At 65.1% G+C, this 13,116-nt stretch carries 11 protein-coding genes and 1 other RNA gene; 9 read left to right on the top strand and 3 right to left on the bottom strand.

What is annotated here, in order from left to right:
• Positions 1–52 precede the first annotated feature (52 nt).
• The 3 genes from P6U25_RS28080 to P6U25_RS28070 all read left to right on the top strand — a co-directional run bounded on the left by P6U25_RS28080 (position 53) and on the right by P6U25_RS28070 (position 5,293).
• Positions 53–1,339 (top strand): HlyD family secretion protein, encoded by a 1,287-nt coding sequence (locus P6U25_RS28080; protein WP_407147998.1) that lies wholly within the window; start codon positions 53–55, stop codon positions 1,337–1,339.
• Between the two features lie 219 nt (positions 1,340–1,558).
• On the top strand, positions 1,559–3,148 hold the full coding sequence (locus P6U25_RS28075) for a DHA2 family efflux MFS transporter permease subunit (RefSeq protein ID WP_407147997.1): 1,590 nt from the start codon (positions 1,559–1,561) through the stop codon (positions 3,146–3,148).
• 342 nt (positions 3,149–3,490) lie between these two features.
• Positions 3,491–5,293, top strand: coding sequence for an ABC transporter ATP-binding protein (locus tag P6U25_RS28070; RefSeq protein WP_407147996.1), 1,803 nt, complete (start codon positions 3,491–3,493; stop codon positions 5,291–5,293).
• 61 nt (positions 5,294–5,354) lie between these two features.
• On the opposite strand, the gene P6U25_RS28065 is transcribed toward P6U25_RS28070, so the two are convergent.
• Complete coding sequence (locus P6U25_RS28065; RefSeq protein WP_407147995.1) at positions 5,355–6,098, bottom strand: sulfite exporter TauE/SafE family protein; 744 nt, start codon at positions 6,096–6,098, stop codon at positions 5,355–5,357.
• A gap of 204 nt (positions 6,099–6,302) precedes the next feature.
• Between P6U25_RS28065 and P6U25_RS28060 the strand changes: the two genes are divergently transcribed.
• The 3 genes from P6U25_RS28060 (at position 6,303) to P6U25_RS28050 (ending at position 9,693) form a co-directional block, all read left to right on the top strand.
• Positions 6,303–7,028: an alpha/beta fold hydrolase gene (locus tag P6U25_RS28060; RefSeq protein ID WP_407147994.1), complete on the top strand. Its 726-nt coding sequence runs from the start codon at positions 6,303–6,305 to the stop codon at positions 7,026–7,028.
• 186 nt (positions 7,029–7,214) lie between these two features.
• A complete protein-coding gene (locus P6U25_RS28055) occupies positions 7,215–8,234 on the top strand; it encodes a patatin-like phospholipase family protein (protein WP_407147993.1) in 1,020 nt (339 codons plus the stop codon).
• A 4-nt stretch (positions 8,235–8,238) separates the two neighbouring features.
• Entirely contained in the window at positions 8,239–9,693 is a 1,455-nt protein-coding gene (locus P6U25_RS28050) for a GntP family permease (RefSeq protein ID WP_407147992.1), read from the top strand.
• Positions 9,694–9,741: 48 nt separating this feature from the next.
• On the opposite strand, the gene P6U25_RS28045 is transcribed toward P6U25_RS28050, so the two are convergent.
• On the bottom strand, positions 9,742–9,915 hold the full coding sequence (locus P6U25_RS28045) for a hypothetical protein (RefSeq protein ID WP_407147991.1): 174 nt from the start codon (positions 9,913–9,915) through the stop codon (positions 9,742–9,744).
• 312 nt (positions 9,916–10,227) lie between these two features.
• An RNA gene (rnpB, locus tag P6U25_RS28040) (RNase P RNA component class A) lies at positions 10,228–10,642 on the bottom strand.
• A 191-nt stretch (positions 10,643–10,833) separates the two neighbouring features.
• Here rnpB and P6U25_RS28035 point away from each other — a divergent pair.
• The 3 genes from P6U25_RS28035 to P6U25_RS28025 all read left to right on the top strand — a co-directional run bounded on the left by P6U25_RS28035 (position 10,834) and on the right by P6U25_RS28025 (position 13,066).
• Positions 10,834–11,274 carry a PAS domain S-box protein gene (locus P6U25_RS28035; protein WP_407147990.1) on the top strand — a complete coding sequence of 147 codons (441 nt, stop codon included), beginning with the start codon at positions 10,834–10,836 and terminating at the stop codon, positions 11,272–11,274.
• A 140-nt stretch (positions 11,275–11,414) separates the two neighbouring features.
• A complete protein-coding gene (locus tag P6U25_RS28030) occupies positions 11,415–11,768 on the top strand; it encodes a YciI family protein (protein ID WP_407147989.1) in 354 nt (117 codons plus the stop codon).
• 62 nt (positions 11,769–11,830) lie between these two features.
• Positions 11,831–13,066, top strand: a complete 1,236-nt coding sequence (locus P6U25_RS28025; RefSeq protein WP_407147988.1) for an RNA polymerase sigma factor — start codon at positions 11,831–11,833, stop codon at positions 13,064–13,066.
• The last annotated feature ends 50 nt before the right edge of the window (positions 13,067–13,116 follow it).

Genomic DNA, 13,116 nt, shown 5'->3' with positions numbered 1-13,116 from the left:
GCTGAATTGCGGGCGCCGCGGGCATCGGGATTTTTTTGTGGGGAGGCCAATTATGGCCGCAGCGAGAGATCAGGCCGCGCGCATCGTTCGCGCCGAGCCGGAGGGGAACGAGGCGCCGGATACGCGCGAGGTCGCCGCCAATCCCGGCGAGCAGTCTCGGTCGCACGTGGCAGATGAAGCCAGGCGCCGCCCGGCCGAGGCGCCGCCCGCATCTGCTCCGGAGCAGCCGGCCGCGCCGCCCGCAGCCAGCGCACCGGCGAAGCCCGGCAAGCGCAAATTCGTGATGTTCGGCGTGGTCGGCGCGCTCGCGCTCGCGGCTGCGGGCTACGCGACCTACCATTTGATGGTTGGACGCTTCTACGTCTCGACCGACGACGCCTATGTCCGCGCCAACAACACCATGCTCGGCGCGCGCGTTGCCGGCCATATCGCCGCGATCCTGCCCGGCGACAATGCGCGGGTGCGGGCCGGCGATGTGATCTTCCGGATCGACGATGGCGACTACCGGATCGCGGTCGATGCCGCGCGGACAAAGATTGCGACCCAGCAGGCGACGATTGAGCGCATCGGCCGCCAGGTCGCGTCCGCGGTGAGCGCGGTCGAGCAGGCCGAGGCGCAGCTCGTGTCGGCGCAAGCCGGGTTGAAACGTGCCGACCTCGATTTCGATCGTCAGCAGGCGCTGAGCAACAAGGGCTTTGCTTCGCGCGCCACCTTCGAAGTCTCCGAAGCCGGCCGCGACCAGGGTGCGGCTGCGGTGCGATCGGCGCAGGCGGCCTATGATGCGGCCAAGGATAACGTCGAGGTGACCAAGGCGCAGCAGGCGGAAGCGCGCGCCCAACTCGCTGAATTGCAGACCCAGCTCGCCAAGGCCGAGCGCGATCTCGACTTCACGTCAGTGCGGGCGCCGGTCGACGGCACCTTCTCCAATCGCCTCGTCAATACCGGCGACTACATCACGGTCGGCCAGCGGCTCGGCAATGTGGTGCCGCTCGACGGCGTCTTCATCGACGCCAATTATAAAGAGACACAGCTCAAGCGCATCCGTCCCGGCCAGCGGGTCACGATCAAGGTGGACGCCTACGGCTTCCGCAAGTTCACCGGCATCGTCGACAGCATCTCGCCGGCGGCAGGCTCAGTGTTCACGTTGCTGCCGCCCGACAACGCTACCGGCAATTTCACCAAGATCGTGCAGCGCCTGCCGGTCCGCATCCGCGTGCCGAACAGCGTCGCCCGGCAGGGCCTGCTGCGGGCCGGCATGTCGGTCTACACCACCGTCGACACCCATGACGGCGCTGCTGATGCCGACCTCGACTCGCCGACGATGATCCATCCGCAGTGAGGCTCCACTGCAATGACGTCAGATTCGCTTTCGCCCCGAGCAGCCGCACTCCCTCTCCCGCTTGCGGGGGAGGGCTGGGGTGGGGGTGTCGCCGCGAGTCGGAACAGTCATAGTGCGGAGAGAGCCCCCGCCCGTATCGCATCTGCGATGCGATACGACCTCCCCCGCAAGCGGGAGAGGTGGACTGCGTTCGTGGCTTGCTGGGGCGTGAGCTGACCAATGGCCAACGCGACCACTGCTTCTCCATCGATGACGGCCGCAGCGCCGGCGGCCGATCGCATCCAGCCGAAGCGGCTGTTTGCGTTCATCATCATGGTGTTCGGGATGTTCATGTCGATCCTGGACATCCAGGTCGTTTCGGCCTCGCTGACCGAGATCCAGGCCGGTCTGTCGGCGTCTTCGACCGAAGTGTCGTGGGTGCAGACCGCCTATCTGATCGCGGAGGTGATCGCGATCCCGCTATCCGGCTTCCTGTCGCGCGCGCTCGGCACGCGGCTGTTGTTCGCGATCTCGGCGTTCGGCTTCACCGTCGCGAGTCTGCTGTGCGGCTTCGCCTCCTCGATCGAGCAGATGATCCTGTGGCGCGCGCTGCAGGGCTTCCTCGGCGCCGGCATGATCCCGACCGTATTCGCCTCCGCTTACACGATCTTCCCGCGCACCAAGTTCTACATCGTGGCGCCGATCATCGGCCTTGTCGCGACGCTGGCACCGACGGTCGGGCCGACGGTCGGCGGCTACATCACCGACCTGATGTCGTGGCACTGGCTGTTCTTCATCAACATCGTGCCAGGCATCGTCATCACCATCGGCGTGCTGGCGCTGATCGATTTCGACCAGCCGAACTTCGCGCTGCTCGACCGCTTCGACTGGTGGGGCCTGATCTTCATGGGCGGCTTCCTCGGCTCGCTCGAATATGTGCTGGAGGAAGGTCCGCAATATGAGTGGCTGCAGGACACCTCGGTGGCGGTCTGCGCCGCGGTCTGCTTCGTCTCGGCAATCGCCTTCTTCTGGCGGGTCTTGACCGCCGAGGAGCCGATCGTCGACCTCTACGCCTTTGCCAACCGCAACTTCGCGGTCGGCTGCGTGCTGCAGTTCTGCATCGGCATCGGGCTCTATGGCCTCACTTACGTCTATCCGCGCTATCTCGCCGAGATCCGCGGCTACAGCGCGCTGATGATCGGCGAGACCATGTTCGTCTCCGGCGTGACGATGTTCTTCATGGCGCCGGTGGTCGGGCGGCTGATGCAGAAGGTCGACCTGCGCTACATCATCGCCTTCGGCCTTGTCACCTTCGCGCTCGGCTCCTGGCAGATGACCTGGATCACGCGCGACTACGATTTCTACGAGCTGTTGCTGCCGCAGATCCTGCGCGGCATCGGCATGATGTGCGCGATGGTGCCGACCAACAACATCGCGCTCGCCACGCTGCCGCCGGACCGCGTCAAGAACGCCTCCGGCCTGTTCAACCTGATGCGCAATCTCGGCGGCGCGGTCGGGCTCGCCATCATCAACGAGGTGCTCAACGACCGCACCGATTTGCACATCTCGCGGCTGCACGACCGCGTGACTTGGGGCAACGCCACCGCGGTCGAGACGCTGAACATGCTGAGCCAGCGGATGCAAGGCGCGGGCGATGCGGCGCTGATGGCGATGAAGCAGCTCTCGCAGATCGTGCATCGCCAGGCCGCGGTGATGGGCTATGGCGACGCCTTCTTCATGCTGTCGCTGTTCTATGTCGGCCTCAGCCTGCTGGTGCTGCTCGTGAACAAGCCGCCGTCGATGGCCGCGGGCGGCACCGACGCGCATTGACGCGCGGCGTCTGCGGGCGAAGCGAGCGCATCGCCGACACATTGACGCACTCACGCTCTTGTCATCTTGCAAATCATGCGTGATGCATTTATAAGCAGCTCTTCCTTACTCGAACCGGGGAGATGCGCATGAAGTCGTTTATTTCGCAGATCGCGCGCCCGCGTTCGACGATGCTGGATGCGCTTGCGCGTTAGCTCCCAGCTCTGATCGGCCTGATCCCCGATCGCCTAAACATCCCAATACGTTACCGATTGTTATCAGCGACGCTCGCGTTTCGATTCCGTGCGCGCGTCGCGCCAGATGGAGCCGGCCGGCGCGGCAAAAGCGTGGCCGGAATGTGCCATGATCAATGAAAAGACCAAACGACCGGCCGCGATCCGGATCGTGCTTCCGTTCGTCTTCCGCCACTGGCTGGAACAGCCATGGCGCGCCTCCGTCGTCACGGCGGGATTCCTCGGCGCGACCGCGGCCGACCTGTTCATGCCGGTCTATTCCGGCCATCTGGTCGATGCGCTGACCGCGGGCGCCTCCGATCCGGCCGCGCGCCATGCTGCGATGATCGCGTTCGGTGCGATCGTCGCTCTCGGCGCGCTGTCGGTGATGCTGCGGCTCGTGGGCATCCAGGGGATCGTGCCGTTCACGCTGAAGACGATGTCCGACGTCGGGCAACAGGCCTTCATGCGCGTGCAGCGCTTCTCGACCGATTGGCATGCCAACTCGTTCGCCGGCTCCACCGTGCGCAAGATCACGCGCGGCATGTGGGCGCTCGATCTGTTGAACGACACCATCCTGATGGCGCTGTTGCCGTCGCTGGTGGTGCTGGTCGGCTCGATGATCCTGCTCGGCATGCACTGGCCACAGCTCGGCGCGGTGATCGCGGTCGGCTCTGTGATTTATGTCGCGATGACGATGGCGTTCCAGGTCAGCTATGTCGCGCCCGCCGCGCGCGTCTCCAACGCGTGGGACACCAAGGTCGGCGGCACGCTGGCGGATGCCTTGACCTGCAACGCGGTGGTGAAATCGTTCGGCGCCGAGACGCGCGAGAATCTGCGTCTCGCCGGCGTCATCAGCCGCTGGCGCAGACGGGTGCGGCGGACCTGGTTTCGCTACAACCATACGTCAACGGCGCAGCTCGTGGTGCTGTTGTGCTTCCGCGCATCGGTGATCGGCGGAGCGATCCTGTTGTGGGCGGCGGGCCACGCCACACCGGGCGACGTCACCTATGTGCTGACCAGCTACTACATCATCCACGCCTACTTGCGGGATGTCGGCATGCACATCAACAACCTGCAGCGTTCGGTGAACGACATGGAGGAGCTGGTGCAGATCCATGGCGAGCCGCTCGGCATTGTCGACGCGGCCGATGCGCGAGCGATCGACATCCAGGGTGGCCGCATCGTGTTCGACGACGTCACGTTCCTTTATGGCGGGCATCGCCGGCCGCTCTATGACGGGCTGTCGGTCGACATCCGCGCCGGCGAACGCGTCGGCCTGGTCGGACGCTCGGGCTCCGGCAAGACCACCTTCGTCAAGCTGGTGCAGCGGCTCTACGATGTCTCCGGCGGCCGGATCCTGATCGACGGTCAGGACATCGCGCAAGCGACGCAGCAGTCGCTGCGCAGCCAAATCGCGATCGTGCAGCAGGAGCCGATCCTGTTCCACCGTACGCTGGCGGAGAACATCGCCTATGGCCGGCCCGGCGCCGGCATGGCGGCGATCGAGCAGGCGGCGCGGCTGGCCAATGCGCACGACTTCATCATGCGGCTGCCGAAAGGCTACGGCACGCTGGTGGGCGAGCGCGGCGTCAAGCTGTCGGGCGGCGAGCGGCAGCGCGTGGCGCTGGCGCGTGCCTTCCTGGCGGATGCACCGGTGCTGATCCTGGACGAGGCGACCTCGAGCCTCGATTCGGAATCGGAGGCGCTGATCCAGGAGGCAATGGAGCGGCTGATGAAGGGCCGGACCTCGATCGTGATCGCGCACCGGCTGTCGACGGTGCGCAGCATGGACCGGATCCTGGTGTTCGATCGCGGCGAGATCGTCGAGCAGGGCACGCACAAGACGCTGACTGCGCGACCGGGCGGCATCTATCGCGGCCTGTTCGAGCGCCAGGTCACGGAGTTCGGCCGGATCGACGCAGCGGAGTGAGGAGTGGCGCGGCTCGTGGGTGAAAGTCCCGCCAGCCGCGCACCCTCAACTGCCACGCGCGCTATCGCGCCGCAAATCCGCTCCACAGCAATCCGATGCCGGAGAGCACGAGCAGGCCCAGCACGATGTCGGAAAAGTTGCGATCGGTCATCGCGTGATAGACGCGCGCGCCGAGCCAGGCGCCGAGCAGCGTGCCGGGAAAGGCGCACAGCACCAGCCAGACGATCTCGCCCCTGACCAGGCCGCTTGCGATCTGCACGCACAGCGCGGTCGCAAGGATCGTGAAATTGAACGTCTGGAAGACGCCGCGCCGCTCCGCCTTGCCCCAGCCGCGAAGGCTCGCCCACAGGATCGGAAGCGGGCCCGACAGGCCGGCGAGACCGCCGAGGATGCCGCCGGCAAAGCCGATCGCCGTGTCGGCCCATTTGCCGCCGAAGCGGATCGCCATCGGCGTCTTCTGAAAATAAAGCACCACCGGAAACACCACGAGGAACACGCCGATGGTTCGCTTGAACACGATCGGGTCGGCATGCGCGATCAGCAGGATGCCGATTGGCACGCCGGCGAGTCCGCCGATGATGAAAGGCCAGATCAGGCGGAAATCGATCGTCTTCCAGATCGAGGGCAGCGTCGAGACCTGTGCGATCACCGAGCAGATCAGCACCAGCGGCACCGCCAGCGTCGGCGGCAGAACGTAGAGCCAGATGCCGAGCGCCATCAGCGCGGTGCCGAAGCCGGCGAGGCCGGATACGAAACCCCCGGCCAGCGCGCCGGAGAACAGGATCGCGTAGCTCGCCGCGGTCATCATTGCCTTTCTATCGTCATTCCGGGGCGATGCGAAGCATCGAACCCTGAATCTCCCGGTGCGCCACCGCGCATCTGAGGGTCGCATCTTCGATGCACCCCGGAATGACGGCCGTGCTTTGCGGCGACGTTTACACGAGGGAAGCAGCAGCTACTATTCGAAATCGCAGCTCTTCAACGATAATCGAAACTGGAAGCGGGGCCCATGATAACGAGTTCATCCAAAACCTTTCTGGTCTGTCACGGCGCCTGGTCGGCGGGGTGGGCATGGAAGAAGATGCATCCCTTGATGCAGGCCGCCGGGCATCGGCTCATCACGCCGAGCTACACCGGCCTCGGCGAGCGGGCGCATCTCGCCAATCCGTCGATCGACCTCGAAGCCCACATCCAGGACGTGCTTGCGGTCATCAAATATGAGGACCTCCGCGACATCGTGCTGCTCGGCCACTCCTATGGCGGTATGGTCGCGACCGGCGTCGCCGATCGCGCGCGTGAGCGCGTTGCGCAACTGATCTATCTCGATGCCTTCGTGCCGCGCGACGGACAATCGCTGTTCGACCTCAACGAGGTCGCGATCGAGAAGATGCGGGAGGCGGCGCGCAACGGCGACGGCTGGCGCATCCCGCCGATGCCGACGCCGCCGGATACCTCGCCCGCCGACGTCGAATGGCTGACCGCGCGCCGCATCGACATGCCGCTCAAATGCTTCGAGCAAAGGCTCAAGTTGCAGCACGGCGAGCCGGCACTGCCGCGCAGCTACATCTACGCCACCCGCGCCACGCCGGCCGACACGTTCGGCCAGTTTGCGAAGCGCACGAAGGGCGAAGCCGGATGGCGCTATTTCGAGATCGACGCCAGCCACTCGCCGAACGTCACGGCGCCCGAGGCACTGATGACGCTGTTGATGGAGATCGCGGCGCGGCCGGCGTAGGAGCCGGTCGGCGCGCATCACACGTCACATGTCGCATTTTCGGAAACGTTGACCTGTCGGCAAAGACCGATGCCGACGGGTGTGCCCTCTGAGCGAAACCCCGAATGACCACAACTTGGCCTCGCATGTTCAACCGAACTGCGACATAATCGGCATCTCGCGTGGTCAGCCGGTGAATGTGGTCGTATGAACCGAAGCCCCGTGCTCGTAGACCTGGCGCTGCAGGGCGGAGGATCGCACGGCGCATTCACATGGGGCGTGCTCGACCGGCTGCTTGAGGAGCCGTGGTTTCAGATTGCGGGAATCTCCGGAACATCGGCCGGGGCGATGAATGCCGTGGTGCTGGTGGACGGCTGGACCGCCGGCGGTGCGACCGGCGCTCGCGAGGCGCTTGAGAAATACTGGCGAAACGTCTCGCGCGCCGCCGCATTCAGCCCTCTGCAACGCTCGCCGCTCGATCGCTTCCTGGGGCGATGGTCGCTCGACAGCTCTCCGGCCTATCTCTTCACCGATTTGATGTCGCGGGTGCTCTCGCCTTACGACCTCAATCCGCTCGGCTTCAATCCGCTGCGCACGATTCTGGCCGAGAGCATCGATTTCGAACGGCTCGCTCGCGCGCCGATCAAGCTGTTCGTGACCGCCACCCGTGTCCGGACCGGCCGTGGACGAATCTTTCGTAACGCGGAGATCACCGCGGACGTGCTGCTCGCGTCGGCCTGTCTGCCGACCATGTTCCGCGCGATCGAGATCGAGGGCGAACCCTATTGGGATGGCGGTTACGCGGGCAACCCGACGATCACGCCGTTGGTTCGTGAGACCGACGCGCACGACACCGTGGTGGTGCAGATCAACCCGACCGAGCGGTCGGAAGAGCCGCGCACGGCTGCGGACATTCTCAACCGTCTGAACGAGATCTCGTTCAACTCGCCGCTGGCCAAGGAGCTGCGCATGATCGCGCTGCTGCGGCAGGTCGCTGATCCCGGCACCGGGGAGGGCGCGCGCTGGGCGCAGATGCGGACACACCGCGTCAAGAGCGACATGCTTGCGACGTTCGGCTCGTCGTCCAAGCTCAATGCGGAATGGGCCTTCGTGACCAAGCTGCACCAGGAAGGACGGCGCGCGGCCGGTGAGTTCCTCGACCGGCACGGCGGCGATCTCGGCGAGCGCTCGACGGCCGATCTGGATATCCTGCTGGCGGAGTGCTGAGACCATGGGTCTTCTCGGCATCCTCGTCGGGCTCGGGCTGCTGGTCTGTCTAGCCTTCCGCGGCTGGAGCGTCCTGCTGCTGGCTCCGCTCTGCGCGTTGGTGGCCGCGGCGTTCGGCGGCGAGCCGCTGCTCGCCAACTGGACCCAGACCTTTATGGGCAGCGCGGCGGGGTTTCTCGCGCAGTTCTTTCCGATTTTCCTGCTCGGCGCGTTGTTCGGCAAGCTGATGGACGACAGCGGCGCCGTTGCGGCGGTCGCAAGCTTCATCACCGGCAGCGTGGGCGAGCGCCGGGTCATGCTCGCGGTTGTGCTGGCGGGCGCCCTGGTCACCTATGGCGGTGTCAGTCTGTTCGTGGCGTTCTTCGTCATCGTCCCGATGGCCCAGTCGCTGTTTCGCGCGGCTGACATCCCGCGCCGCCTTGTGCCGGCGGCCGTCATTCTCGGCACCTCGACATTCACGATGTCGGCGCTGCCGGGCACGCCGTCGATCCAGAATGCGATCCCGATGCCCTTCTTCGGCACGACACCGTTCGCTGCGCCAGGCCTCGGCGTTATCGCGTCGATCATCATGCTGGGCGTGGGGCTGTGGTGGCTGCTGCGCGCGGAGAACTTGGCGCGTCGCGCAGGGGAGGGCTACGGGAAGGAGCCGTCATCTGCACTCGAGGATGCCGCCGACGACGAGCTGGTGCGCGAGCGGGCGACGACGGCGCGCGAATTCGACCCGGCGGAGTTGCGCCACGGACACCACAGCGATGCCAAGGTCCCCACCCTCAACGCCATGCTTCCTTTGGTCGTGGTCGTCGCCGTCAACCTGGTGATGTCGCTCGTCGTGCTGCCCCGGCTTGATGTCTCATTCCTGGCGGAGCAGCGCTGGGGAGGCACGTCGCTCACTGCCGTTGCCGGTGTCTGGTCGGTCATCGTCGCGTTGGCGGCGGCGATCGTGGCGGTCATCCTCTGCAATTGGACGCGACTGCCGGCGTTGCGGCAGACCATGGATGCCGGCGCCAACGCATCGGCGCTGCCGGCCCTCAGTGTCGCGAGCCTGGTCGGGTTTGGCGCTGTGATCGCCTCGCTTCCTGCCTTCGAAATGGTTCGGGACTGGGTGCTGCAGATCGAAGGTGGCCCGCTGGTGTCGCTTGCCGTCGCGACGAATCTGCTGGCGGCGCTGACAGGGTCGGCCTCCGGCGGTTTGACCATCGCGCTCGATGCGTTGGGCGGAACCTACATGGAGCTTGCCGCGCAGGCGGGTATCGATCCCGGCCTTCTGCATCGCGTCGCGGTGATCGGCTCGGGGACGCTCGACATTCTGCCTCACAACGGTGCGGTCGTCAGCCTGCTCGCGATCTGCGGCCTCACGCACCGCGACAGTTATGTCGACATTGTCATGGTCGGCATCGTGAGTTCCGTGATCGCCCTTGCCGGGGTGATCGCAATGGGAACGGCATTCGGGTCGTTCTGAAGCCGTGGCGCGCTGGAGGCGATCCTCGTCAGGTCCGGAGCCTGTTCGTCAGTCTTCCTTGTCCGCGAGTTGAATCCCTTCTTCTCTCAGCGCCTTGAGAAGAGCCTGAACCTCTTCAAGCGAGAGCTGTTTTGGGCACAGGTTGTTGAGCTGATCGGACGTGACGACGCCGGTCTGGTCGCTGATTTCGCGCGCAGCCTCGATGATCTTGCGCAGGTCCATCGGTGATCCTCCCGAAATGGGGTCCCATGACATCGGAAGGTTAGCACGGAGCCGCCAAGTTTCCCTACGAACGGCAAGCATCAGCGGCTGGAGCGTTTTCGAGCGAAGTGGATACCGGTTCGCGTGAAGAAAACGCGTCAAAACAAGAGTTTCGGTTCTGATTCAATCAGAACCGAAAATGCTCTAGGTATGCGGGATGTCTGGAGTGGCTGATGATAAGCGGCAAACCCTGCACCGGGCAGGCGCACAAATCTAACCACCGCTGAAAATGGCGAGGGGCCCGGCGTATTGCGCCGAGCCCCTCATTTGCAGAGTATCAGCCGGCCTGTAAGCCGGGTTCTGTAGGGCACCAGTCTTGCGAATGGTACGTGACGGCCATTCCTCTGGGACAAGGTTTGCACCATGCCTCGAGCAACCTACCCGAACAGCGGGCCTGACATCGCCCTGCGGTGTTATCGCGATGTCGCGAACTGACCGCGTTGCTGTCCCTATTCGGTCTTGCTCCCGGTGGGGTTTGCCATGCCGTCGCCGTTGCCGGCAACGCGGTGCGCTCTTACCGCACCTTTTCACCCTTACTTCCTCCGAGGAGGGAGCGGTTCGTTCTCTGTGGCACTTTCCCTGGGGTCGCCCCCGCCGGACGTTATCCGGCACCGCATGTCGATGGAGCCCGGACTTTCCTCTCCCGCGGCCTTTCGGCACTTGCGGGAGCGGCCGTCCGGCCGACTGACGCTCCATGGCATGGGGGTTTTGATGCGCCGCGTCAAGCGGTTGCGACGGTTAATCCAGTCGCTTCTGCGATTTCAGCGCTGCGGACAGGCGATAACACGGGAACCTGACCGGATGCGGCTGCATCGTGTCATTCGCGCTTGTCAGCTCCCGTTTCCGGGTCCAGATCAGATCGGAATCGGGAGATGAGTGATGAATATTGCGACTGCCGTGGGGGAAGCTGTGCTCGGCGGTGCGTCCGACGCGGTCGTTGCGATCGATCGCGAAGGCCGCATCACCTTCTGGAATCCGGGCGCGGTCAGAATCTTCGGCTTCTCGGCCGCAGAGGCGGTCGGTCAATCGCTCGATCTTATTATTCCCGAAAGCCTGCGCGCCCGCCATTGGGCCGGCTATCGCCACGTCATGGAGACGGGAACCAGCCGTTACGGGCACGGCGACCTGCTTTCGGTGCCGGCTCTGACCAAGGATGGCCGGCGGATCTCGGTCGAGTTCACCATCGTGATGCTGCATGACGCCGGGCAGCAGGTCGCCGGCGCGGCAGCCGTCATGCGCGACGTGACCAAACGTTTCGAGGAGCTCAAGGAGCTGAGACGGCGGCTGGCGCAGGCCGAGCAAGCCAAAGCCAACCCATGAAGCCGGTCTGAATTGCCCGCCGGTGCTGCGGCCAGTTACGTTTCCGCGCCGCACTAAAAATTTCTCCGCTACGATGTCGTCCCGCGCGTCGCCCGTTCGACTGGATGTCGGCGATCCAGCCGAACAAGAGGAGATTTCAGATGCAGTACCTGCTGTTGATCTATCGGAACGAAGCGGACTTGGAACACACGAACCCGGACGAGCGCAAGAAAGTCTCGGCGGAGTACGCCGCCTACACCCAGTCCATCATCCAGAGCGGTCATTTCAAGGCTGGCGACGGCCTGCAGCCCACGACCACCGCGACCACGGTGCGGGTTCGCGACGGCAAGATCCTGACCACCGATGGTCCGTTCGCGGAAACCCGCGAGCAACTCGCCGGCTACTATCTGGTCGACGCCAAGGATCTCGACACCGCGCTCGGCCTTGCCGCGCGGATTCCCGGCGCCAAGACCGGCTCGATCGAGGTCAGGCCGGTGATGATCTACGATAATTGATGGCGCACTGTCATTCCGAGTTGGCATCTTTGATGCGCCCCGGAATGACGATGTTGGATCAAATGACTCCAGGTCAGATCGAAAAAATCTTTCGCGACGAGGCGGGGCGGGCGCTGGCCACGCTGATCCGCCTCGTCGGCGATTTCGATCTTGCCGAGGACTCCCTGCAGGATGCCTTCGCGGTGGCGCTCGAGCGTTGGCCGATCGACGAGCTGCCGTCCAATCCGCGCGCCTGGCTCGTCAACGTCGGCCGCAACAAGGCGATCGACCGCGTGCGCCGCGCGGCCACGTTTCGCGGCAAGCAGCAGGAACTGACGCATCAACTGCAGACCGATGCGGAGCCGTCGGCCGAGCCGACCGATGCCACGCTCGACGACGACATGCTGCGACTGATCTTCACCTGCTGCCATCCGGCCTTCGCCGAGGAGGTCCAGGTCGCGCTGACGCTGCGCACGGTGTGCGGGTTGACCACGGCGCAGGTCGCGCGTGCGTTCCTTGTCAGTGAAGACGCGATGGCGCAGCGATTGTTGCGCGCCAAGCAGAAGATCAGGCTCGCCGGCATTCCTTACGAGGTGCCAGAGCGCGAGGCGCTCGAGCCGCGGCTCAACGGCGTGCTCGCGGTGATCTATCTCGTCTTCACCGAAGGCTATGCCGCTACCGCAGGCGAGGACCTGATGCGGCCGGACCTCGCGCGGGAGGCGATCCGGCTGGCGCGGTTGCTCGACGCGCTGATGCCGGCCCGTGGCGAGATCAAGGGATTGCTCGCGCTCGTGCTGCTGCACGATGCGCGCCGCGCCAGCCGCCAGACCGCGGGCGGCGATATCGTGCTGCTCGAGGATCAGGATCGCGCGCTGTGGGACTTCAAGCAAATCGCCGAAGGCTTGATGCTGGTCGAGCAGGCGCTGCGGCTGCCGGGCCGGCCGAAGTCCTATGCGGTACAGGCCGCCATCGCCGCACTGCATGCACGGGCGCCCAACTACAAGGACACCGACTGGCCGCAGATCGCAGGCCTCTATCAGGTGCTGTTGCGGATCAGTCCGTCGCCGGTGATCGAACTCAACCACGCCGCCGCGGTGTCGATGGTCGACGGTCCGGCGCGTGCGCTTGACCTGATCGATGCGCTTGAGGCGCGCGGCGGCCTGAAAGGGTACGAGTTGCTTCCCGCGGTGCGCGCCGACCTCTTGCGCCGCCTCGGCCGAAACGAGGATGCGCGCGCGGCCTATCTCGTGGCAACTGCCGCGACACAACTGGAACCGCTGCGTCGGCTTTATGCACGGCGCATCGCGGAGATGAGGTGACGTCACCTCATCTCCATGCATCAACAATCAACGAGTGCCGTGCGACGTTC

Source organism: Bradyrhizobium sp. ORS 86, from assembly GCF_045571475.1.
Classification (GTDB): domain Bacteria; phylum Pseudomonadota; class Alphaproteobacteria; order Rhizobiales; family Xanthobacteraceae; genus Bradyrhizobium.
This window is presented reverse-complemented; position numbering and strand designations above follow the sequence as displayed.

What these genes read in the sequence shown, in the direction of transcription:
- P6U25_RS28030 (WP_407147989.1), top strand. Translation starts at nt 11,415, where the DNA reads ATGCAGTACCTGCTGTTGATCTATCGGAACGAAGCGGACTTGGAACAC.
- P6U25_RS28075 (WP_407147997.1), top strand. Translation starts at nt 1,559, where the DNA reads ATGGCCAACGCGACCACTGCTTCTCCATCGATGACGGCCGCAGCGCCG.
- P6U25_RS28035 (WP_407147990.1), top strand. Translation starts at nt 10,834, where the DNA reads ATGAATATTGCGACTGCCGTGGGGGAAGCTGTGCTCGGCGGTGCGTCC.
- P6U25_RS28060 (WP_407147994.1), top strand. Translation starts at nt 6,303, where the DNA reads ATGATAACGAGTTCATCCAAAACCTTTCTGGTCTGTCACGGCGCCTGG.
- P6U25_RS28055 (WP_407147993.1), top strand. Translation starts at nt 7,215, where the DNA reads ATGAACCGAAGCCCCGTGCTCGTAGACCTGGCGCTGCAGGGCGGAGGA.
- P6U25_RS28050 (WP_407147992.1), top strand. Translation starts at nt 8,239, where the DNA reads ATGGGTCTTCTCGGCATCCTCGTCGGGCTCGGGCTGCTGGTCTGTCTA.
- P6U25_RS28045 (WP_407147991.1), bottom strand. Translation starts at nt 9,915, where the DNA reads ATGGACCTGCGCAAGATCATCGAGGCTGCGCGCGAAATCAGCGACCAG.
- P6U25_RS28080 (WP_407147998.1), top strand. Translation starts at nt 53, where the DNA reads ATGGCCGCAGCGAGAGATCAGGCCGCGCGCATCGTTCGCGCCGAGCCG.
- P6U25_RS28025 (WP_407147988.1), top strand. Translation starts at nt 11,831, where the DNA reads ATGACTCCAGGTCAGATCGAAAAAATCTTTCGCGACGAGGCGGGGCGG.
- P6U25_RS28065 (WP_407147995.1), bottom strand. Translation starts at nt 6,098, where the DNA reads ATGACCGCGGCGAGCTACGCGATCCTGTTCTCCGGCGCGCTGGCCGGG.
- P6U25_RS28070 (WP_407147996.1), top strand. Translation starts at nt 3,491, where the DNA reads ATGATCAATGAAAAGACCAAACGACCGGCCGCGATCCGGATCGTGCTT.